Here is a 21,975-nt window from a genome sequence, read left to right as displayed (position 1 = left end):
CTGATCGAGAAACTCCCCCATTCCATGGGGGAGTTTTTTTGTCTGATGGCGTGAGGGCGCGCCCGCGGAATCTCCAAAAAGCCCCGTCCCGGCCTTCGCCGGGGTGACGGGCAATCTGGTGCGAGGGTTCACGGTGGCATGGGGTGTCGAGGGAAAAATGGAGGGACTGTTCCCGTACGGGCCTGTCGCCTGCATGCAGTGGTGAAAAGGAGGTATTGGATTCGGCGATAAGCCCAACCTTGAAACGCAGCGGTTTTGGCCCGCAAGGCCCGCACTCGCCAATCCACACAACCAGGGCACTTACGGACTGAGCCCGGCCCCGTTGCGCATTCCTCCAAAGAGGAACGCGGGGTGTGGGTGAACTGCGGTAAACCGCGCTTGGACCCTAGTGTCCAAGGGGCGGACCTCCGGCTCCCGGGAGAGATGGATGCTTTGTCCATCCCGCGCGGGCGCTGCTCACGGGTGAGGCAGTGCAGATAAGCTCGCGACACTGATCCCTCCTTGCCAGACCCATCGCAAGTTATAAATCATATAACAGGAATAAAGTCAATAGACGCGATGGCGCCACGTATCCGGTTCGCCTGAACCGCGCCACCTCAGCGGCTGTCCTGCCAGCCGAACCAGAGATAGGCGCCCTTCAGGTAGAGCGGGCGGAACATGGGGAGGGGATATTTTGCGAGTCGGCGGGTGATGACGGCGGGCATAGCGCGCGCCGCCTGCCCGTCCAGCATCATGCGGGCAACGGCGCGGCCCGACCACGACCCCATGGCGACGCCGTTGCCGTGATAGGCGAGCGCGGTCCACACCGTCTTTCCTTCATCCAGTGCGCCGACATAGGGCACGAGGTCGTGCGCGAGGCAGACAAAGCCCCGCCAGAAGTGAGTGATCTCCGCGTCCTTCCAGGCCGGGAACATGCGCTGGAATGTCTCGGTCATGTAGGCCCGGTAGCCCGCTGCCGCGGCCGCCGATGAATCGGTGCCGCCACGGCCGCCGAAGAGAAAACGCTTGCCGGGCAGGAGGCGGAAATAGTGCAGCAGGTTGCGGCTGTCGTAGGCGAGGATCTCGCTGGTCCAGTTCTGCGCCTTCAGTTCCGCATCGGTGAGCGGGCGCGTGACGATGATATTTGAAAGGGCCGGCATGATGCGGCCGGCGTGACGCGGCGAAACATCCTCGGGCGTGTAGCCATTGGTGGCGACGATCACACGTTTTGCGGTGAGCGTTCCGGTGGCCGTCGTGAGGCGGTGCGCGCCGTTGCTTTCCTCCCAGCGGATGAGGCGGCTGTGGGGATGCAGCCTGGCGCCGGCCTTGTGGGCCGCGCGGGCGAGGCCGCGTGCATAGTTGAGGGGATGGACGCCAAAGCCGGTCGGCCCGAGCAGGCCGCCATGGAATCCCGGTCCGGCCATTCCGCGCTCCACGAGTTGGTCGCGCGTGAGCACCTCATTGTCTTCGCCGAATGTCTCGCGATGAAACCGCTGGTCCTCGCGCAGTTCGTCGAGACGGTTGGGGAGATGCGCCAGGGTGATCTCGCCGTTGCCGGTCTTCCAGATGTCGATGCCGTGGCGCGCCGCATTGTCTGCCACGAGGGCCACGCTCTCCTGCATGGTCTTGAAGAACTGCTTGGTGGCATCGCGGCCATAGCGGCTGATCATCTTGCCGTAGGACATCTTGTGGGAGCCGATGCAGGCAAAGCCGCCGTTGCGGCCTGACGCGCCCCAGCCGATGGCGCCAGCCTCCAGAAGGCGCACGTCAACGCCCCGTTCCGCCAGTTCCAGTGCTGCTGAAAGGCCGGTGAAGCCACCGCCGATCACGGCCACATCGCAACTTTCCGGCCCGGCGAGAGTTGAAAGGCTGAGGTTCAGGGGATCCGCAGAAGATTCCCAATAGCTATCAACGGGTTGATCAAAGTGAAGGGCGTCTGGATGCACGAGATTCATAAGTTCACCTTGCCATATTCTCGCCCCATCTCAAACTATGGTGCGCTGCACACTACAGGGGGCATTATGAAGAATATTGTGGCAGCCGCAGTTGCGGCGATGGTTATTGTTGCGCAGCCAGTGACGGCCAAAAACGTTGGCATGGCGTCCTATTACAAATCCGGAAAGCGCACCGCCAATGGCGAACGCTTCAATCCCAACGGCCTCACCGCCGCACACCGTTCACTGCCGTTCGGCACCAAACTGAAAGTGACAAATCCGCGCACCGGACGTTCGGTCGTCGTGCGCGTCAATGACCGTGGACCCTTCATTCGCGGCCGCGTCATTGATCTTTCGTTGGGTGCGGCGCGCGTGATCGGCCTCACCGCCTCGGGCGTCGGGCGGATTTCCTACACTATCATTCGCTGAGGATTGAACGGTGGCGCTGCACTGGCCCCAAACCGGGGCCGGGGCGGGGCCAGTGCAGGCGTTGATCAGGCGAGCAAGTTTTGCCAGTCTCACCGGACAAGAGGTGGGCACATGCAAATCGTTTTCTCGGAAGATCACCGCAAGCATTTCGCGCAAGGCGAAGTCTATGGCGGCGAACTGGTGACGCCGTTCGAGCGTCCGTCGCGCATGGAGTACATCCTGCGCGAATTGAAGCGGCGCGGCATGACTGACATCATCGCGCCGGGGAAGCTCGACATGAAGGCGGTGAAGCGCGTGCATGACGCGGGTTTTCTCGACTTCCTGCGCACCGCCTGGGACGAATGGCAGAAGGCCGGCTACCGGGGTGAAATCCTGCCGACGGCCATTCCCAACCGATCCTTGCAGCAACGCATTCCGCGCTGGATCGATGGCAAGGTGGGTTACTACATCCACTCCGTCGAGACGGCGATCACGGCGGGCACATGGGAAGCGGCCTGCGCTTCGGCATCCGTGGCGCTGACGGCGCAGAAAATCGTGGGCAGCGGTACGAGCGCGGCCTTCGCCCTGTGCCGCCCGCCGGGGCACCATGCGCACGACGATCTCTATGGCGGCTATTGCTTTCTCAACAATGCGGCAATCGCCGCGCAGGCGTTTCGCGACCAGGGAGCGGCGCGCGTCGCCATCCTCGACATCGACTTTCACCACGGCAACGGCACGCAGGACATTTTCTATGACCGGGGCGATGTTCTGTTCTGTTCGCTCCATGGCAACCCGGAGGACTGCTATCCGCACTTCCTCGGCTACAAGGACGAGACGGGTACGGGCAAGGGCGAGGGTTTCAATTTCAACTATCCCATGGGCCCCGGCACAGGGTTCGAGAAATGGGGCAAGGCACTGAAGTCCGCACTGGCGAAGATCAAGACCCATGGGCCTGATGTGCTGGTGGTGTCACTCGGTGTCGATGCCTTCAAGGATGATCCCATCAGCTTCTTCAAGCTGACGAGTGAAGACTTCACGCGGACAGGTGCCGCGATCGCCAAGCTCAAGCTGCCGACGCTGTTCGTGATGGAGGGCGGCTATGCCATCGAGGCAATCGGCGTCAATACCGTGAACGTTCTTGCAGGTTTCGAGGATGCGTGATCCGCGCCACGACATCCTCTTCGAGCCGGTGAAGATCGGGCCGCTCACCGCCAAGAACCGCTTCTACCAGGTGCCGCATTGCAATGGCGGCGGCTACCGCGACCCGTCCGCCGTTGCGGAGATGCGGCGGGTGAAATCGGAAGGCGGATGGGGTGTCATCTTCACCGAGCAGGTGGAGATCCACCACACGTCGGAAATCACACCCTTCATCGAGTTGCGGCTGTGGGAGGAGAAGGACATGCCGTCCTTCGTGAAGATGGCGGATGCCATTCATTCCCATGGCGCGCTGGCGGGGATCGAGCTTGCCTATCCCGGTGTCAACGGACCCAATCTCTACAGCCGCGAGGTGCCCATGGCGCCCGTGAACATGCCGATCCTGACCTTCACGAGCGACCCTGTGCAGGCGCGCGCCATGGACAAGCAGGATATCCGCAACCTGCGCCAGTGGCATCGCGAAGCCTATCGCCGGTCAAGGCGGGCGGGGTTCGACATTCTTTGTCTCTATGGGGCGCATGGCTTCGGTGTCATCCAGCACTTCCTCAGCCCGCGCATCAATCAGCGTACGGATGAATATGGCGGGTCGCTGAGGAACCGGGCGCGGCTTCTGGCCGAGCTTGTGCAGGATGCGCGCGAGGAGGTGGGTGATACCTGCGCCATTGCGGTGCGCCTGTCGCTGGACGAGATGGTGGGGGCCGATGGTTTCAGCAATGCGGAACTGCGCGAGCTTGTGGCGATGCACGCGGAGCTTCCCGATGTGTGGGATTTTGCCCACGGCACGTGGGAGGCCTGTTCCGGCACCTCGCGCTTCACGGAAGAGGCCGCGCAGGAAGAGCTGATCCGCGGCCTGAAGCAACTGACACCGCGGCCCGTTGTGGGCGTGGGCCGCTTCACCTCGCCGGACCAGATGGTGCGGCAGGTGAGGCAGGGGTTGGTTGATTTCATCGGCGCGGCGCGGCCCTCCATCGCCGATCCCTTCCTGCCAAAGAAAATCGACGAGGGCCGCAGCGACGACATTCGCGAGTGCATCGGCTGCAACATCTGCGTCACCGGCGACATGACCATGGGCCTGTCGCGTTGCACGCAGAATTCCTCCTTCATGGAGGAATGGCGAAAGGGTTGGCATCCGGAGCGCATGCGCAAGTCCGCCCCGCAGAAGAAGGTTCTGGTTGTGGGCGCAGGCCCTGCGGGACTTTCCGCGGCGCACCGCCTTGGCCTGCGGGGTTACGAAGTGGCGCTGGCGGAAGCGCGAAAGGAGGTGGGCGGGCGTGTGACGCTGGAGTCGCGCCTGCCGGGGCTTTCCGCCTGGGCGCGGGTGCGGGATTACCGCATGGGCCAGATCGGCAAGATGAACAACGTCGAAGTCTATCGCGACTCCCAGCTGTCGGCGGAGGATGTGCTGGCCTTCGGGGCGCAGCATGTGTGTCTCGCCACCGGCGCCACATGGCGGCGCGACGGCGTTGCGCGCTATCACTTGCGTCCCATTCCCCTTGCCGGGGGCGTGACGGTGCTGACGCCGGACGACATCATGGCGGGCGCACAAGCGTCCGGCCACGTGCTGATCTATGACGATGATCACTACTACATGGGGGGCGTGATGGCGGAGGCCTTGCTCAAGATGGGTTGCACCGTGACGCTGGTCACGCCATCGGTGAAGGTGTCGGAGTGGACGGCGAACACGCTGGAACAGGGCTTCATCCAGCGCCGCCTGCTGACGGCGGGCGTCGATGTGCGCACCAGCCGGGCGCTCATGGCGGTGGCGCGCGGAATGGCGCGGATAGCCTGCACCTATACCGGCCGCGAAGACGATGTGGCCTGTAATGCCGTGCTCCTGGTGACGTCGCGTCGGCCCGTGGATGGGTTGCGAGATTCGCTGCTGGCGGTGAAGGACCGATGGACGGGCCACGGCATTGAGAGCGTGACGGCCATTGGTGATGCGGAAGCGCCGTCGTCGGCCATTGCGTGGGCCACCTATGCGGGGCATCGCTATGCCGAAAACCTGGATGAGCCGGAGGCGGGCGGCCGTCTGCCCTTCCGGCGCGAAATTGCGGAGTTGTCACCATGAGAAACGTCACCGTTGCCATCACCCAGATGGCGTCGCGGCAGGATTGGGCCAGAAACTGCGACGCGGCGGAGGCGCTGGTGCGTGCGGCGGCCAAACAAGGGGCGCACCTTATCCTGCTGCAGGAGCTTTTTGACGGTGACTATTTCTGCATCGAGCAGCATGCGCGGTTCATTGCACAGGCCGAGGAACTGGACCGCCACCGCACCGTGGCGCGATTTGCCGCGCTCGCCAGGGAACTGGGCGTGGTGCTGCCAGTGAGCGTGTTCGAGCGCGCCAACGCGGTGCATTACAACACGACCGTCATTGTCGATGCGGACGGGAAGCGGCTCGGCCATTATCGCAAGAGCCATATTCCCGATGGCCGGGGCTATCAGGAGAAATTCTATTTCTCGCCGGGCGACACGGGCTTCAAGGTGTGGGACACGGCGGCAGGCAAGCTCGGCCTCGGCATCTGCTGGGACCAGTGGTTTCCCGAAACGGCGCGCGCCATGGCCCTGATGGGCGCGGAACTGCTGCTCTATCCCACGGCTATCGGATCGGAGCCGCCCAATCCCGGATATGATTCCTCTACCCACTGGCAGAACGTCATGCGCGGGCATGCGGCAGCGAACATCATGCCGCTCATGGCCTCCAACCGCATCGGCCGGGAGACGGCTCCCGATGGACGGAGCGACGTTTTCTATGGCCGGTCTTTCATCGCCGATCATCAGGGCGAGAAGGTGCAGGAAATGGATCGCACGGAAGAAGGGGTGCGGCTGCAGGTTTTCGATCTCGATCTCATTCGTGACTTGCGCCAGAGCTGGGGCCTGTTCCGCGACCGCCGCCCGGAAATGTACGGGGCGCTGATGACGCTGGATGGGCGCATCCGCAGTGCGGCCGTGTGATGGCATGGACAGGCTTGCACCGGATTGGCTAGAGACGCTGTGAGACCTTGAAAGGAACGAAAGACATGACCGGACGGCTGGCTGGAAAAACGGCAGTGGTGACATCTGCGGCGCAGGGAATCGGCCGGGCCACGGTGCTGGCCATGGTGGCAGAAGGGGCCAAGGTCATTGCAACGGATATCAACGTGCCAGCCCTCGAAGCCCTGGCCAAGGAGTCGCCCACGGTCGCCATCCATCGCCTGGACGTGACACAGCAGGCCGATGTGGACGCGCTGGCCGCAAAGGTCAATGCACCCGATGTGCTGTTCAATTGCTCGGGCTATGTGCATGCCGGGACGATCATGGACGTGGTCGACAAGGATTGGGATTTTGCCTTCGAACTGAACGTGCGTGCGCACTACCGCATGATGCGGGCCTTCACGCCGGGCTGGCTGGCGAAGGGCAAGGCCTCGGTCATCAACATGGCGTCGCTGGCCTCGTCGGTGAAGGGCGTTCCCAACCGCTTCCTCTACGGAACCAGCAAAGCCGCAGTGATCGGCATGACCAAGGCCATGGCAGCTGATTATCTGGCCAAGGGAATCCGCGTGAATGCCATCTGCCCCGGCACAGTGGACACGCCCTCGTTGCACGACCGCATGCGCGCAACGGGGGATTATGAAGCGGCGCACAAGGCCTTCGTGGCACGCCAGCCCATGGGCCGCCTCGGCACGGCCGCGGAAATTGCCGCGCTGGTCGTATATCTTGCGAGCGACGAGAGCGCCTTCATCACCGGGCAGGCCATCAATATCGACGGCGGCTGGTCCGTCTGAGCGGACAAACTGAACCCATTGGCAAGGCTGCCTCTTGCGGCCTAGTATCGTATTTCGAGGTGCCCGCGAGAGGCACCCAGGGGAGACATTGATCTTGGCTTCAACTGCAAGCGCCATTGATGCGCGTGGTGTCAGCAAGGTGTTCAAGGGAGCGGGACAGGACGAAGTCCGGGCTCTCGACAATGTTTCCGTCAGCATTCGCGAGAACGAGTTCTTCACGCTGCTTGGCCCGTCCGGCTGCGGCAAGACGACGTTGCTGCGCCTGATTGCCGGATTCGACTTCCCCACCGATGGCGAAATCCTGCTCCATGGCGAGAACATCGCCCTGCTTCCGCCCTACAAGCGGCCCGTGAACACGGTGTTCCAGAACTATGCGCTATTCCCGCACATGACGGTGGGACAGAACATTGCCTTCGGTTTGGAAATGCTCGGAAAGCCGAAGGCTGAGACATCCCAGCGCGTCACCGAGATGCTCAAGCTGGTTCGCATGGAAGACCTGCGCGACCGCCGCACCTCGCAGATCTCCGGTGGCCAGCAGCAGCGCGTGGCATTGGCCCGCGCCCTGGCACCGCGGCCGCGCGTGCTGCTCCTCGACGAACCGCTCTCGGCGCTCGACTACAAGCTGCGCAAGGACATGCAGATCGAGCTGAAGCGCCTGCAACACGATACAGGCATCACCTTCATCTTCGTGACGCACGACCAGGAAGAAGCGCTCACCATGTCGGACCGCATCGCGGTGATGAGCAAGGGCAATATCCTGCAGATCGGAAGTCCGCATGACATCTACGTGCGCCCGATCGATCATTTCGTGGCAAACTTCATCGGCGAAACGAATTTCCTCAAGGGCAGGGTGAAGACCAAAAAGGCCGGCAAGGTGACGCTCGAGATGTCGGCGGGTGGTACGCTGGTGGCCGAAATTCCGGAGAGTGGCGTTTCCGGCGGAGACGTGAGTGTGGTGGTACGGCCCGAAAACGCCGTGCTGGTGGCGCCCTCCAAGGGCGACTTCCGGGGGACGGTCGAAAACATCGTCTATTTCGGCACCGACACCCATGTGCACCTTCGCCTCGACGATGGTGCGCCCTTCATCGTGCGCCAACAGAACGCGGCGGGAGACAGTGTCGAGGTGAAGCGGGGCGACAAGCCCGGCATTTCCGTTGCCGCGGGTACGCCCCGCATCCTCAAGGACTGAACCATGACGGATGCTGCCGGAATTGCCGAGTCCGCCCGCCGCACCGATGTGCGCAACAGGTGGTGGCTGACCTCGCCTGCCCTCATCATCATCTTCTTTGCCGCCATCGGGCCGCTGTTTGTGGTGGTGCTCTATTCCCTGATGGCGAAAGGTGACTACGGCGACGTGAAGTTCGGCCAATTCTCCTCCGAGGCCTGGCTCAACGTGCTGTTCGACCGCGACATCTTCGATGACACGCTGTCGCTGGCGAGCGCCCATCTGGAAATCTTCTGGCGCTCGGTCCGGCTTTCGCTGATCACCACGCTCGCAACATTGTTCCTGGGTTTTCCCACGGCCTATTTCATCTCGACGCGGCCCGAGAACCGCCGCGACATCTGGCTGTTCCTCATCACCATTCCGTTCTGGACCAACATTCTCATCCGCACCTTCGCCATGCAGGAGGTGGTGCGAAACGAGGGCATCATCAATTCGCTGCTGATTGCGCTCCACATCATTGACCAGCCGGTGCAGATCATGTTCACCGACTGGGCGGTGCTGTTCGGCATGATCTATGTCTATCTGCCGCTGATGGTGCTGCCCATCTACGCCAGCATGGAGAAGCTGGACTTCCGGTTGGTTGAGGCGGGCTATGACCTTTATGCCACGCGTTTTGGCGTGCTCCGCCGGATCATCATTCCCATGGTGAAGCCTGGCATCGTGGCGGGTTCCATCCTCGTGTTCATTCCGGCGCTCGGTGCTTACGTCATTCCCCGTGTTCTGGGTGGCGGCAAGAGCATGATGCTCGGCAACCTGATCGAATTGCAGTTCGGGCAGGGGCGCAACTGGCCGCTCGGATCGGCACTCTCCATCACGCTCATGTTCATCGTGACCATCGCGCTGCTGTTCTATGTGCGCAACGCCAACGCCTCGGGGTCCGGCCATGGCCACTAAGGTGCGCAAGACGTTTTCCATCCGCTCGCAGCCGGGCTTCGTCACCATCGCCATGCTGTGCTTCGCGATGCTCTACCTGCCCATCGCCACGCTCGTGTTCTACGCTTTCAACGCCGGCGTTTCCGTTGCCGTGTGGGAGGGCTTCTCGCTGCGATGGTTCCAGTCGGCCTGGCAGAACGAGGCGGTGCAGGAGGCAGCGTTGCGCTCGTTTTACGTGGCGCTGGCCGCGGCCATCATCGCCACGACGGCGGCCACCATGGCCGCGATTGCCACCACACGCACGCCGCCCTATCCCGGACTCACCTTCCAGTATGCCTTCATCAACCAGCCCCTGATGGTTCCGGAAATCGTGACGGCTGTTGCGTTGCTGATCGTCTTCTCGCGCATCAAGGTGTGGACCGGTTACAGCGGCATGGGATACCTGATTGCGGCGCACACGGCGTTCTGCATTCCCTTTGCCTATCTTCCCATCCGGGCGCGGCTTGAAAACATGGACCTGACGCTGGAGCGGGCGGCGGCCGATCTTTACGCCACGCCGTGGAATGCCTTCCGGCGGGTGACGCTGCCGCTGCTCTCGCCGGGCATGCTGGCGGGATTCATGCTGGCCTTCGTCATCTCGCTCGACGACGTCGTCATTACCGAATTCGTCAAATCCGCGGGGCAGGACACGCTGCCCACCTACATGCTGGGGCAATTGCGCCGCTCCGTGACGCCCGAAATCAACGCCATCTCGACGGCCTTCCTCGGCCTGTCGCTGGTGCTGGTGACAATCTTCTTCTTCCTCAACCGGAAGAAGTCGTGACACGACCAAACACAAGGGAGACTTTCGATGAAACTGCTCAAATCTCTGCTTCTTGCCGCCGCTGCGGCAGTAGCGCTTTCGGGTGCCGCCAAGGCCGATGGCGAACTCAACATCTACAACTGGGGCAACTACACGAGCCCCGAGGTGGTGAAGAAGTTCGAAGACAAGTACAAGGTCAAGGTCAACATCACGGACTATGACTCCAACGACACGGCACTGGCCAAGGTGCGCGCCGGCGGCCACGGCTTCGACATGGTGGTGCCGTCGGGCAACTACATGCCGATCTGGATCAGCGAAGGCCTGCTGCTCGAAACGCGCCCCGACCAGATGGAAAACTTCAAGAACGTGGCGCCGGAATGGGTGCACGTGCCTTACGATGATGGCCGCCACTACTCGGTGCCGTGGCAGTGGGGCACTGTCGGTATCTCGGTGCGCACCGACAAGTACAAGGGCGACATCAACACCTGGGGCATCATCTTCAACACGCCGGACGAACTGAAGGGCAAGGTCAACGTTGTTCCGGAAATGAACGACGTGATCGATGCGGCCATCAAGTACAATGGTGGCAAGCACTGCTCCATGGACAAGGAAGTGCTGAAGAAGGCCCGTGACACGCTGGTCAACGCCAAGCCGAACTGGATCGCCATGGAATACTCCACCATCGAGAAGATGGTGAAGGGTGACTACCTCGCCACCAGCGACTGGAACGGTTCGGCCATGCGCCAGCGCCTGCAGAACCCTGACATCAAGTATGGCTATCCCACGGAAGGCTTCACCACCTGGATGGACAACCTCTCGGTGCTGAAGGACGCCAAGAATGTGGAGAACGCCAAGCTCTTCCAGAACTTCGTGATGGACCCGGAAAATGCCGCGGGCCTCTCGGCCTTCGCGCGCTACGGCAATGGTATTGCGGGTTCCGACAAGTTCATGCCGGCCGACATGCGGGATGCACCGGAACTGGTGATCCCCAAGGAAATGGAAGGCCATTATGAGTTCTCCACGGCCTGCCCGCCGGAAGCAGTCGAGATCTACACCAAGATCTGGACGGAACTGATGAAGTAACGTCAATCGACAAGAGGAGCCCCCGCCCGCGACGGCGGGGGCTTTTTCACATGGCCAGCTACAAGAATTCAGAGGCGCGGCCCGCCATCATGCAGGGATCGCCGCCGGCGCTCATTCCGCCGCGCATCGATTGGGACCGGCCGCCGTGGAACCGCTGGGCCTTCCAGCATATCCGCGAAATCCTTCCCACCGCCGAGGTGTGGCGAGGGCGTGGGGCTCCACGCATGTTCGAACGCCGCGAGCGCGACCTGGATGGGCTCGCGGTGACGGGCGTAAGTGGCGAGCCCACGACACTCGCCACGCTCCTCGATGATACGTACACGGACGGATTTCTCGTGCTCAAGGATGGAGCCATCGTCCACGAGCGCTATTTCAACGGCATGGATGAGCGCACGCTGCATCTCTCGCAATCGGTGGCGAAATCGTTCACAGGGGCGATTGCGGGCGTTCTCGTGGGCAAGGGGCTGCTCGATGTCGCGGCGCCTGTCACGCACTACATTCCCGAACTCGCGGGAACGGGCTGGAAGGGCGCGACGTTGCAGCAGGTACTCGACATGACGACCGGTGTGCGCTTCTCGGAGGACTACACCGACCCCTATTCGGAAATCGGTTGGGTTGACGTGGCGTCGGGTTGGAAGCCGCCGCCGCCGGGCACGGACCCCGGATATGACTGGCCCGCCCATGTCTTCGACGTCATCCTGCGATTGAAGGAGACCGAGCGTCCCCATGGCGCGCGCTTCGTCTACCGTTCGATCGAAACGGACTTGCTGGCCTTCTGCATGGAACGCGTGACGGGCAAGCGCCTGCCGCAGATTTTCTCGGATGAACTCTGGCAGAAGATGGGCGCCGAGGAGAATGCGGCCTTCACGGTCGATCCCGCCGGCTATGCGCTGGCCGATGGCGGCCTGAACGCCTCGCTCCGCGACTATGGCCGCTTCGGGCAATTGTTGCTCGAGAATGGCGGCGGCATCATTCCTGCCACCTGGGTAGAGACCACGCGCAACGGCAATCATGCCATCTTCGGTGCGCCGTACTCCGAGACCCTGCCGGGGGGCGCCTACCACAACATGTGCTGGATCGAGGATTCACGCGCGCGCAACCTCATGGCGCGCGGTGTATTCGGGCAATGGATCTACGTGAACTACGACCACGCCATGGTGGTGGTGAAGCTGTCGTCGTGGCCGGACTTCCTCTCGCCTGCCTTCAGCATCGCCACGCACAAGGCAGCTCTGACCATCGCAGAGCACCTCAAGAGAAGCTGACAATTCAGCCTTGCCCGGACCTCCGCCCGGTGACGGCGTTGTGTCCCTAGAGGCGGCCTGATGACTTGAGATAGCGGACGATTTCCGTCGCGGCGTCAGGGGCACTGGTCCTGCCGGTATCAATGCGCACCTCCGCATTTTCGGGCGCTTCGTAAGGCGAGGTGATGCCGGTGAAGTTCTTGAGTTCGCCACGGCGGGCCTTGGCGTAGAGACCCTTCACGTCACGTTTTTCGGCTTCGGCAAGGCTGGTGTCGACGAAGACCTCCACGAATTCCTCCGTGCCGATGCGTTCGCGCGCCATCAGGCGTTCGGCCCGGAAGGGCGAGATGAACGAGACGAGCACGATCAACCCCGCGTCGGCCATCAGTCGGGCGACTTCCGCCACGCGGCGGATGTTCTCCACGCGGTCCGCGTCGGTGAAGCCGAGGTCGCGGTTCAGGCCATGGCGCACGTTGTCGCCATCAAGCAGATAGGTGAGGTGGCCATCGGCGTGGAGTTTCTTCTCCACCAGGTTGGCGATCGTCGATTTTCCGGCCCCCGACAAGCCGGTGAACCACAGCACGGCCGGCTTCTGCTTGAGCAGCCTGGCGCGCGACAGCTTGTTCACGTCGGTGGCCTGCCAATGAATGTTGGCGGCGCGGCGCAGCGCAAAGTGAATGAGCCCCATGCCCACGGTGGCATTGGTGAAGCGGTCGATGATCACGAAGGAACCGAGGGCACGGTTGTCCTCATAGGGCGCGAAGGCGAGCGGGCCATCGAGTTCCAGCGCACACACGGCAATTTCGTTCAGCGACAGCTTCGTTGCCGCCACGTGTTCCATGGTGTTGACGTTGACCTTGTACTTCAGCTTGTCGAGCGTTCCCGTCACCGTCCTGGTGCCGGACTTGATGAGGTAGGGACGGCCGGGCAGCATTTCCTGGTCGCCCATCCACAGGACCTGCACCTCGAACTGGTCTGAGACTTCCACGGGATCACCCGCGGCGCAAAGCACGTCGCCGCGGCTCACGTCGATTTCGTCGGCAAGGGTCAGCGTCACGGCCTGATCGGGTATGCCGGTGTCGAGATCACCGTCGGCGGTCACGATGCGCGTGACGGTCGATTGCCGGCCTGACGGCAGCACCTTCAATGTATCGCCCGGCTTCACGGTACCGGCGGCAATCGTTCCGGCAAATCCACGGAAGTTCTGGTTGGGGCGCGAGACCCACTGTACCGGCATGCGGAAGGAACGGCCACGCAGGTCCTCTCCCACGGGCACGGTTTCCAGGTGTGCCATGAGTGTCGGCCCCTGGTACCATGGCATCCTGGCCGAGCGCTCGATGATGTTGTCGCCTGCCAGAGCCGAGGCAGGGATCACGGTGATATCGCCCGCGCCGACGGATTTCGCAAAAGCGCGATAGTCGGCCTCAATCGTCTCGAAGGTCTCGCGGCTGTAGTTCACGAGGTCCATCTTGTTGACGCAGACCACAAGCTTGCGGATGCCGAGCAGGGTGCAGATGTAGGTGTGGCGGCGCGTCTGGGTCAGCACGCCCTTGCGGGCATCGATGAGGATGATGGCGAGTTCGGCGGTGGAGGCGCCGGTTGCCATGTTGCGGGTGTATTGCTCGTGTCCCGGCGTATCGGCAACGATGAACTTGCGGCGGGCTGTCGTGAAGGCGCGATAGGCCACGTCGATGGTGATGCCTTGTTCGCGTTCGGCGGCAAGGCCATCGACCAGCAGCGCGAAGTCAAGATTGCCGCCCTGCGTGCCGAGTTTCTTCGAGTCCGCTTCAAGGGCGGAGAGCTGATCCTCGAAGAGCATCTTCGATTCATAGAGCAGGCGTCCGATGAGTGTGGACTTGCCATCATCCACGGAGCCACAGGTGATGAAACGCAACATATCCTTGCGCTCCTGGGCCTGCAGATAGGCCTCGACGTCGCCGCCGGTGTATTCGATGAAGCGGGTCTTTTCGGTCTGGGCAGTCATCAGAAGTAACCTTCCTGCTTCTTCTTTTCCATGGAGGCGGAGGCGTCTTTGTCGATGACGCGGCCCTGGCGTTCCGAGGATGTGGTGACGAGCATCTCCTCGATGATGTCGAGGAGTGTCGTGGCATCGCTGTCGATGCCGCCGGTCAGAGGATAGCAGCCGAGGGTGCGGAAGCGGACCTTGCGCATCTCCGGTGTTTCGCCGGGTTGCAGGCGCATGCGGTCATCATCAACCATGATGATCTGGCCGTCGCGCCATACGATGGGACGTTCCTTGGCGAAATAAAGCGGCACGATCTCGATCGACTCGCGGTGGATGTATTGCCAGATGTCCAGCTCGGTCCAGTTGGAGAGCGGGAAGACGCGGATCGATTCGCCCTTGTTCTTGCGGGCGTTGTAGATGTTCCACAGTTCCGGGCGCTGGTTCTTCGGGTCCCAGCGGTGGCGCGAATCGCGGAACGAGAAGATGCGTTCCTTGGCGCGCGACTTTTCCTCGTCGCGGCGCGCGCCTCCGAAGGCGGCGTCGAAGCCATACTTGTCGAGTGCCTGCTTCAGGCCTTCCGTCTTCATGATGTGCGTGTGCAGGGCCGAGCCGTGGTCGAAGGGGTTGATGTCCTTTTCAATCCCTTCCGGGTTCACGTGGACGATCAGGTCCATGCCCAGCCTGGCCGCGGTCTTGTCGCGGAGGTCGTACATGTCGCGGAACTTCCAGCGCGTATCCACGTGCATGAGCGGGAAGGGCGGCTTGGCAGGATAGAAGGCCTTCATGGCGAGATGCAGCATGACGGCGGAGTCCTTGCCGATCGAATAGAGCATCACCGGCTTTTCGCACTCGGCGGCCACTTCGCGGATGATGTGGATCGATTCCGCTTCCAACCGCTCAAGGTGGCTGAGGCGCTCGGGCGAGGCAATGAGCGCGGACGCAGCCGGTGTGGCAGACAAACCGGCAGAATCCGCGGGTGCCGCCATGAAGGCGCGCACCTTGTCCATGGTGCGGGTGGAGGGCGAGCGGCCCTTCTTCAGGTCAAAAACGAAATTGGGGTCACCCAGGGCCTGCTTGCCGAAGGCCGAGGCTTCGATGTTGCGGGAGGCGAGATAGCGTTCGATGTCCGCCAGGAAGGTCTGTGCAATCGTGTCCATGGCCGTGTTTCAGGCCAGATGGGCGAAACTGTCAAGGATAAATCCTATTCTGCTGGCTACTTAATGCGTCAGTATAGGCTATTTCCTTCATCCGCTGATTCCGGGAGGATGATGGCCTTCTTTTTTGCGGGCTTCGCCGGTTTGACTGGCTTTACCGGAGCTGTGACCGCCGGGGACTCCTCAGCGACCGTTTCAACAGGTGCGGTCTGCATTTTGACCGGCGCGCTGGCCTGGCTACCATCGTCCAGCATGCTGGCCGGGATGTGTCCCTTGTGGGTGCTCTTGAGGATCTGGGCGATCACTTCCTGGCTGGGGTAGGAATCGGCGGGCAAGCTGAGCTTGATCTGCTGGTCCTTCACGGCATAGCGCGTGCCCTTGCCGATCTTGCCGTCGATCTTGCCCACGTCATAGCCGAGCTTGGCGAGCTTGGTCTGCAGCTGCACGATCTGCTCGTAGGAGGGATGGTTGACCGTGGCCCGGCCCGGGTGCACCGGTTCGGCGCCCGCAATGCGCGTGGCGAGGTAGGCGGCCGTGGTGGAGTAGACGAGGCTTTCGTTCCACTTCAGATAAGCGCGGGTGAAGTTGGAATAGGCCAGGAAAGCCGGACCGTTGCGGCCCATGGGCAATAGCAGGGAGGCCTTCATGCCATCCGCCTTGATGGGATTACCGCTCACCGCCGTCACACCCCATTCCGACCACTGGCTGCGCGGATGCTGGATCGCGATATCCGCCTCCTTCCAGGGCAGGTCGGCGGGCACTTTCACTTCCTGCAGCCAGGGCTGGTTCGGCTGCCATCCATGCTTGCGCAACAGGTTGGCCGTGGAGGCCAGCACGTCCGGCACGGAGTTGCGCAGGTCGCGCTTGCCGTCGCCGTCATAATCAACGGCACTCTCGTTGTAGTCATAGGCCATGAACTGCGTCTGGCCGATCTCGCCGGCCCAGGCGCCCTTGAATTCCGCAAGCGTCAGGTCACCCCGGTCGAGAAGCTGCAACGAGGCGATGAGCTGGGGCCGGAATTTCTCCGGGCGGCGGCAGTCCCAGGCCAGCGTCGCCAGAGACTGGATGGTGGGGTAGTCTCCCGTCACGGCACCGAAATCCGTCTCCAGAGCCCAGAAGGCAGCGATGACCGCAGGTGGCACGCCGTATTGCTTCTGCACCTTGTCGAAGAGAGCCTTGTTCTGGACGATCTTGTCCTTGGCGCGCTGCAGGCGGCCTGCGGAAATCATCTTCTTCTGGAAAGCGAGGAAGCTGTCGGAGAAAATGTTCTGGGCCCGGTCGCGCTTGATGATCGCCATGTCGTAGGACACCGTATCGAGGACCGCGATAGAGCGCTTGCTGACGCCCGCTGCGGCGGCTTCCTTCTTCACGCCGGCGACGAAGGGTTCGAAGCCGCTGGCAGTATCGCCGCAGGTTGCCGCAAGGGCGGCAGAGGACGAAAATGCGATGGCGAGGCTGGCAATGAGAGCGCGCATGATGACCGCCGAATCCTTTTCACTTGCCCCCGTCAAGACACCCGTACCGGGGCAGCGTGGCAAGATCAAGATTGACGGCGCGGCGCCAGCCAGTTGAGCAGCAGCGAGAGGATGATGCCGGCGGCAATGCCTTCAATCAGGTCGCGGAAAATGGTGACGAGGAATGTGACAGCAAGCACCAGCAGCGGGCCCCAGTGGACGAGCTTCAGGATCTCCTTCTTCTCCACCATGTTCCACGCCACCAGTGCGAGAATGCCCGCCAGCGCCGCGAGGGGAATGAGGCTCATGAGCGGGGCCGCGAGCAGCATGAAGAGCAGCACGTAGAGCGCATGCATCATGCCGGAGATGGGGCCGTGGGCGCCTGCCTTCACGTTGGTGGCGGTGCGCGCGATGGTGCCGGTGACGGTAATGCCGCCGAACAATGGGGTCAGGATGTTGGCCACCCCTTGCGCCACAAGCTCGGCATTGGAGCGGTGAAGGCGTCCCGTCATGCCGTCGGCGACGACGGCGGAGAGCAGGCTTTCGATGCTTCCCAGCACGGCGAGCGAGATGGCGCTGGGCAACAGCGCCAGCAGGCTCTGGCCCTCAAAAGAGGGCAGCGACGGGAAGGGCAGCATGGAGGGAATGCCGCCGAAGCGCGTTCCAATCGTCTCCACGGGAAGTTGCAGTGCCCAGGCTGCCGTTGACGCCAAAACGACGGCGATCAGCAGTGACGGCCAGAGGGGACGCCAGGTGCGGATGGCGACGATGATGGCAATGGTGCAGGCCGCGAGGGCGATGGCCCAGGGGTTGGCCGTGGGGCTGGCTTGCCACAGCGCCTTGAGCTTGTGAACGAGGTCGCCGGGTTCGGGTGCGGCCAATGTCAATCCGAAGAGATCGTGAATCTGGCTGGCGAAGATGATGACAGCGATGCCCGCCGTGAAGCCGACGGTGACGGCGTGGGGGACGTGGCGTACCAGCGAGCCAAGGCGCAGGAGTGCCCCCACCACCATGATGGCACCCGCCATCATGGTCGCGAGCATCAGGCCGGCCATGCCGTGCGCATCGATGATGGAGGCGACCAGCACGATGAACGCGCCGGCGGGACCGCCAATCTGGAAGCGGCTTCCGCCCAGGGCAGACACGAGAAAGCCGCCGATGATGGCCGTGAACAATCCCGCCTGTGGCGGGGCGTGGGAGGCAATGGCGATGGCCATGGAAAGGGGCAGCGCCACGATCGCCACCGTGAGACCCGCGAGGGCATCCTTGCGGAAGTACGCGGCCGAATAGCCCTCGCGAATTTGCGTCACGAGTTTCGGCGTAAAGGGGAATTGCATGATCTTGAAAGGCCGCAGGTCAAGGGAGAGTGAGTCCTTCTCCCTTACCACAACCGTGGCTGAATAAAAAACGGGAGCAGTGCTTTCACACTGCTCCCGTCCCAGGCCATTCATGCCAGAATCCACGCTTCAAGCCATTCATCGAACCGGGGGCGATGCCGATGAATCGGAAAGCACAGACTCCCGGCATGCCCGGTCCTAGCCCGACATCCCGCAGATCCACGCCCCCGTGAAAACGAAGTGCCCTTATAGCGCGTTCAAAAAGAACTGCAATTTTTCCGCGTAACTTTATTTTTTCACCCGCTCAAAGGGCTTTGACCAGCGCCTTGAGCATCACCTGAACGCGAGGGTCTGGTAAAAGTTCCCTTTTCAAGGCCAGGACGGCACAAGATTCCAAAATCACCCCGTCATCGAGGATGCGAAGGTGGTTGGCGGCGAGGGTGGACCCCGTTGTGGTGATGTCGACAATGATGTCGGCCATCCCGGCGGCGGGAGCGCCTTCCGTGGCGCCGGAACTGTCCACGATGCGGTATCCTGTCACGCCATGGGCAGCAAACCACCTGCGGGTCAGGTGAACGTATTTGGTGGCGACGCGGATGCGCCGGCCATGGGCGCGATAGAACTGCTCCGCCACCTCGTCGAGGTCGGCCATGGCGGCCACATCGAGCCAGCATTCCGGAACGGCGACGACGACATTCGCCGGGCCGAAGCCGAGCCGCACGGCGACGTCAACCGATTCATCCGTGGGCGGAATTTTTTCGCGGAGCAGGTCCTCGCCGGTGACACCGAGCTGGATCTTGCCGTCGCGCAATTGTCCGGCGATCTCGGAGGCGGAAAGGAAGGCCACGTCGATGCCATCAACACCGGTGAGACGGCCGCGATAGCCGCGGTCGTTGCCGATGCGCTCGATCGGAAGGCCAGCCTTGGCGAAGAGTTCCGCAGTTGCCTCCATCAGGCGGCCCTTGGAGGGAATGCCCAGCGTGAGTGGTGTGACCGTCATGACAGCACCGCCTTCACCCGCTCGGTGTGGATGGCGCAGCCCACGGCGGAGACACGCGTTGATGCGCCAAGGTCGTGCAGGAGGTCATTGTAACGGCCTCCGCCCGCCACCACGAGGGGCGCGTTGCGGGCTTCCACTTCGATCTGGAAGACGAGGCCGGTGTAGTATTCGAGTTCGCGCCCGAAGTTGGCGCTGAAGTGGAAGCGGCGGGGATTGAGGCCTTGGTCTTCGAGCGCGGCGATGCGGGCTTCAAACCAGCGGCGCGCGCCATCCAGCGCGGGCGAGGAGGGAAGTTTCGCCAGCTCCGCCACCACATCGGTGACGCTGCCTTCGATGGCGAGATAGGCCTCGATCAGTTTGACCATGGCGGGATCGAGGGGTGCCTCCGAACGGTCGGCCAGCTTCTCGGACAGGCGCACGGCGATTTCGGCGACGCCGCGGTCGGTGACGTGGGGGAGGTCCAGGGCCGCAAGGCGCGCGGCCACGGCGGCCTCGGCATCCTGTCCGGCGATGGCATCGACATGGGACGAGATGGCGGTGCGCTTCTGGGTGGCGGGCCTGGCAAAGCGGTCAAGCAGGCTGCGGAAAGCCTGCGGACGCCAGAACTGGTGCTTGAGGCGGCGGCGCCAGCGCTCCGGCATCGCCATCGCATCAATGAGGGCGTTGAACAGGCCAAGGTCGCCCATGGTGATCTTGAGGCCCGACAATCCCGCCGCTTCAAGGGCGGCAATGGCGAGCTTCATCACGCGGGCTTCGGCCTGCACGGGATTGCGGTCGCCGAACCATTCGATGCCCGCCTGGTTGAATTCCTGGGGGCTCAGCAGTTCATCGGGAAAGCGGAAGGCGGTGCCGAGATAGCAGTAGCGCGACTCCGCCGTGGCGTCGGCCGCGTGGCTGAGGTGATAGCGGCAGGCCGGCACGGTGAGGTCGGGCCGCAGGCAGAGTTCGTTACCGTCCGGATCGCTGAAGACAAACGTCCGTGCACGGATGTCTTCTCCCGAGCGTTCAAGGAAGATGTCGGCGGGCTGGATGATGTCAGGCGCGATGTGGTCGAAACCGGCACGTTCGAACACCGCCATGATGGCGGCGTTCTGGCGGGCCAGCGCCTCGCGTTCGGCGGATGAGCGCCCGGCCATGGTCAGGCGAGCGCCTTCTTCACGGCGGACACAAGCTCGGTCTCGGGCACGGTGAACTGGGCGAGGCGCTGGCTGGCGTATTCCTCGCGCGACGTGATCGCGCTCGCCAGTTCGCTGCCGAGGCGGAGGTCCTTGATCTGCACTTCGCCCTTTGGCCTTTTCATCGCCGCCCTGGATGATGACAAGGGGGCTGCCGCGCTTGTCGGCGTACTTCATCTGCGCCTTCATGCCGGCGGTGCCCATGTACATTTCGGCGCGGATGTTCGCCTTGCGCAAGTCGGTCACCATGCGCCAGTAATCGGCCTGGCGGTCCTTGTCCATGACGAGGACCACCACGGGCGCGAGCACGGTCGATTCCTGCGCCTTGCCGACAAGTTTCAGCGCGGAATAGAGGCGCGACACGCCGATGGAGAAGCCGGTGGCGGGCACTTTCGCGCCGGTGAAGCGGGCGACAAGATCGTCATAGCGGCCACCGCCGCCGACCGAGCCGAAGCGCACGGGCTTGCCGTCCTCATCCTTCGTTTCCATCAGGAGTTCGCACTCGAAGACGGGGCCGGTGTAATATTCGAGGCCACGTACGACAGAGGGATCGACCTTGATGCGATCTGCTCCGTAACCTGCGGCGGTGAAAAGGTCCTGCATGGCGGAGAGTTCGCCAATTCCCTCATGGAATTGTGATGTTGTCCAGAAGAACTTGTCGCCATTGCTAAGTGCTTCGAATGGGCTTTCCAGAAGGAGCAAGACCTTTTCGATCTGTTCAGGGTTGAGGTCCGCACCTTTGGTGAAGTCGCCGCTCTCGTCTTTCCTGCCTTTGCCCAAAAGAAGTGCCACACCTGCTGTGCCGAGCTTGTCCAGTTTATCCATAGCTCGAAGAACGGTTAAACGGCGCCCCGTGTTTTCATCACCGTCGAGGCCTATTGATTGGAGGACTCCGTCGAGCACTTTTCTATTGTTGACCTTCATCACATATTGCCCGCGCGGGATGCCCAGCGCTTCCATCGTGTCGGCGGCCATCATGCAGACTTCGGCGTCCGCGGCGGGTGAGGCGGTGCCCACGGTGTCGGCATCGAACTGCATGAACTGGCGGAAGCGGCCCGGTCCCGGCTTCTCGTTGCGGAAGACCCAGCCCTGGCGATAGCTGCGATAGGGCGTCGGCAACTGGCCCTGGTTGTTCTCGGCCACATAGCGGGCAAGCGGTGCGGTCAGGTCGTAGCGCAGCGACAGCCACTGCTCGTCCTCGTCCTGGAAGGAGAAGACGCCGGCGTTGGGGCGGTCCTGGTCGGGCAGGAACTTGCCCAGCGCTTCGGTGTATTCGATGAAGGGCTGTTCCACGGGTTCGAAACCGTAGGATTCATAGACCCGCTGGATGGTCGCCAGCATGCTGCGCACGCCGCGGATCTCCTCCGGCCCGATGTCGCGGAAGCCCTTGGCCACGCGGGCCTTCGGGCGGAAGTCTTTTGCCATGTC

At 62.6% G+C, this 21,975-nt stretch carries 17 protein-coding genes and 1 pseudogene; 10 read left to right on the top strand and 8 right to left on the bottom strand.

The annotated features are described in order from the left end of the window. Positions 1-596: 596 nt before the first annotated feature. On the bottom strand, positions 597-1,814 hold the full coding sequence (locus tag IPM06_05035) for an FAD-binding oxidoreductase (GenBank protein ID MBK8769776.1): 1,218 nt from the start codon (positions 1,812-1,814) through the stop codon (positions 597-599). Between the two features lie 186 nt (positions 1,815-2,000). On the opposite strand from IPM06_05035, the gene IPM06_05030 reads away from it, so the two are divergent. The 10 genes from IPM06_05030 to IPM06_04985 all read left to right on the top strand — a co-directional run bounded on the left by IPM06_05030 (position 2,001) and on the right by IPM06_04985 (position 12,482). Further along, positions 2,001-2,342, top strand: a complete 342-nt coding sequence (locus IPM06_05030; GenBank protein ID MBK8769775.1) for a septal ring lytic transglycosylase RlpA family protein — start codon at positions 2,001-2,003, stop codon at positions 2,340-2,342. Between the two features lie 111 nt (positions 2,343-2,453). Continuing rightward, positions 2,454-3,482: a histone deacetylase family protein gene (locus tag IPM06_05025; GenBank protein MBK8769774.1), complete on the top strand. Its 1,029-nt coding sequence runs from the start codon at positions 2,454-2,456 to the stop codon at positions 3,480-3,482. Then, positions 3,475-5,544 carry an FAD-dependent oxidoreductase gene (locus IPM06_05020; protein ID MBK8769773.1) on the top strand — a complete coding sequence of 690 codons (2,070 nt, stop codon included), beginning with the start codon at positions 3,475-3,477 and terminating at the stop codon, positions 5,542-5,544. The genes IPM06_05025 and IPM06_05020 overlap by 8 nt, the downstream gene beginning before the upstream one ends. Continuing rightward, positions 5,541-6,428, top strand: coding sequence for an N-carbamoylputrescine amidase (gene aguB, locus IPM06_05015; protein ID MBK8769772.1), 888 nt, complete (start codon positions 5,541-5,543; stop codon positions 6,426-6,428). Before IPM06_05020 ends, aguB begins: the two co-directional genes overlap by 4 nt. 65 nt (positions 6,429-6,493) lie before the next feature. Continuing rightward, positions 6,494-7,237: an SDR family oxidoreductase gene (locus IPM06_05010; GenBank protein ID MBK8769771.1), complete on the top strand. Its 744-nt coding sequence runs from the start codon at positions 6,494-6,496 to the stop codon at positions 7,235-7,237. 139 nt (positions 7,238-7,376) lie between these two features. Then, positions 7,377-8,426 carry an ABC transporter ATP-binding protein gene (locus IPM06_05005; GenBank protein MBK8769770.1) on the top strand — a complete coding sequence of 350 codons (1,050 nt, stop codon included), beginning with the start codon at positions 7,377-7,379 and terminating at the stop codon, positions 8,424-8,426. Between the two features lie 3 nt (positions 8,427-8,429). After that, the gene (locus tag IPM06_05000; GenBank protein ID MBK8769769.1) at positions 8,430-9,356 is read left to right on the top strand and encodes an ABC transporter permease; all 927 of its coding nucleotides are present in this window, start codon (positions 8,430-8,432) and stop codon (positions 9,354-9,356) included. A gap of 1 nt (position 9,357) precedes the next feature. Continuing rightward, complete coding sequence (locus IPM06_04995; GenBank protein MBK8769768.1) at positions 9,358-10,158, top strand: ABC transporter permease; 801 nt, start codon at positions 9,358-9,360, stop codon at positions 10,156-10,158. Between the two features lie 27 nt (positions 10,159-10,185). Next, a complete protein-coding gene (locus tag IPM06_04990) occupies positions 10,186-11,220 on the top strand; it encodes an extracellular solute-binding protein (GenBank protein MBK8769767.1) in 1,035 nt (344 codons plus the stop codon). A gap of 50 nt (positions 11,221-11,270) precedes the next feature. Further along, entirely contained in the window at positions 11,271-12,482 is a 1,212-nt protein-coding gene (locus IPM06_04985) for a serine hydrolase (protein ID MBK8769766.1), read from the top strand. A 46-nt stretch (positions 12,483-12,528) separates the two neighbouring features. Here the strand turns inward: IPM06_04985 and cysN are convergent, their stop codons facing one another. The 7 genes and pseudogenes from cysN to IPM06_04950 form a co-directional block, all read right to left on the bottom strand. Continuing rightward, positions 12,529-14,445: a sulfate adenylyltransferase subunit CysN gene (cysN, locus tag IPM06_04980; GenBank protein ID MBK8769765.1), complete on the bottom strand. Its 1,917-nt coding sequence runs from the start codon at positions 14,443-14,445 to the stop codon at positions 12,529-12,531. Beyond that, a complete protein-coding gene (gene cysD, locus IPM06_04975; GenBank protein MBK8769764.1) occupies positions 14,445-15,413 on the bottom strand; it encodes a sulfate adenylyltransferase subunit CysD in 969 nt (322 codons plus the stop codon). The genes cysN and cysD overlap by 1 nt, the downstream gene beginning before the upstream one ends. A gap of 239 nt (positions 15,414-15,652) precedes the next feature. Then, entirely contained in the window at positions 15,653-17,056 is a 1,404-nt protein-coding gene (locus IPM06_04970; GenBank protein MBK8769763.1) for a lytic murein transglycosylase, read from the bottom strand. A gap of 65 nt (positions 17,057-17,121) precedes the next feature. Then, complete coding sequence (locus IPM06_04965) at positions 17,122-18,372, bottom strand: sodium-independent anion transporter (GenBank protein MBK8769762.1); 1,251 nt, start codon at positions 18,370-18,372, stop codon at positions 17,122-17,124. Between the two features lie 304 nt (positions 18,373-18,676). Beyond that, complete coding sequence (locus IPM06_04960; GenBank protein MBK8769761.1) at positions 18,677-19,372, bottom strand: ATP phosphoribosyltransferase; 696 nt, start codon at positions 19,370-19,372, stop codon at positions 18,677-18,679. Next, a complete protein-coding gene (locus tag IPM06_04955; protein MBK8769760.1) occupies positions 19,369-20,508 on the bottom strand; it encodes an ATP phosphoribosyltransferase regulatory subunit in 1,140 nt (379 codons plus the stop codon). Before IPM06_04955 ends, IPM06_04960 begins: the two co-directional genes overlap by 4 nt. Before the next feature lie 2 nt (positions 20,509-20,510). Further along, a pseudogene (locus IPM06_04950) lies at positions 20,511-21,972 on the bottom strand (histidine--tRNA ligase). Positions 21,973-21,975: the final 3 nt, after the last annotated feature.

Source organism: Hyphomicrobiales bacterium, assembly GCA_016710435.1.
Lineage (GTDB): Bacteria > Pseudomonadota > Alphaproteobacteria > Rhizobiales > Aestuariivirgaceae > Aestuariivirga.
The sequence above is the reverse complement of the archived record's forward strand: the minus strand, read 5'-3'. Positions and strand labels throughout refer to the sequence as shown.

Excerpts from the sequence above, each read along its gene's own strand:
- IPM06_05030 (MBK8769775.1), top strand. The coding sequence starts at position 2,001 with ATGAAGAATATTGTGGCAGCCGCAGTTGCGGCGATGGTTATTGTTGCG.
- IPM06_05025 (MBK8769774.1), top strand. The coding sequence starts at position 2,454 with ATGCAAATCGTTTTCTCGGAAGATCACCGCAAGCATTTCGCGCAAGGC.
- IPM06_05020 (MBK8769773.1), top strand. The coding sequence starts at position 3,475 with ATGCGTGATCCGCGCCACGACATCCTCTTCGAGCCGGTGAAGATCGGG.
- aguB (MBK8769772.1), top strand. The coding sequence starts at position 5,541 with ATGAGAAACGTCACCGTTGCCATCACCCAGATGGCGTCGCGGCAGGAT.
- IPM06_05010 (MBK8769771.1), top strand. The coding sequence starts at position 6,494 with ATGACCGGACGGCTGGCTGGAAAAACGGCAGTGGTGACATCTGCGGCG.
- IPM06_05000 (MBK8769769.1), top strand. The coding sequence starts at position 8,430 with ATGACGGATGCTGCCGGAATTGCCGAGTCCGCCCGCCGCACCGATGTG.
- IPM06_04990 (MBK8769767.1), top strand. The coding sequence starts at position 10,186 with ATGAAACTGCTCAAATCTCTGCTTCTTGCCGCCGCTGCGGCAGTAGCG.
- IPM06_04985 (MBK8769766.1), top strand. The coding sequence starts at position 11,271 with ATGGCCAGCTACAAGAATTCAGAGGCGCGGCCCGCCATCATGCAGGGA.
- cysN (MBK8769765.1), bottom strand. The coding sequence starts at position 14,445 with ATGACTGCCCAGACCGAAAAGACCCGCTTCATCGAATACACCGGCGGC.
- cysD (MBK8769764.1), bottom strand. The coding sequence starts at position 15,413 with ATGGCGGCACCCGCGGATTCTGCCGGTTTGTCTGCCACACCGGCTGCG.
- IPM06_04970 (MBK8769763.1), bottom strand. The coding sequence starts at position 17,056 with ATGCGCGCTCTCATTGCCAGCCTCGCCATCGCATTTTCGTCCTCTGCC.
- IPM06_04965 (MBK8769762.1), bottom strand. The coding sequence starts at position 18,372 with ATGCAATTCCCCTTTACGCCGAAACTCGTGACGCAAATTCGCGAGGGC.
- IPM06_04960 (MBK8769761.1), bottom strand. The coding sequence starts at position 19,372 with ATGACGGTCACACCACTCACGCTGGGCATTCCCTCCAAGGGCCGCCTG.
- IPM06_04955 (MBK8769760.1), bottom strand. The coding sequence starts at position 20,508 with ATGGCCGGGCGCTCATCCGCCGAACGCGAGGCGCTGGCCCGCCAGAAC.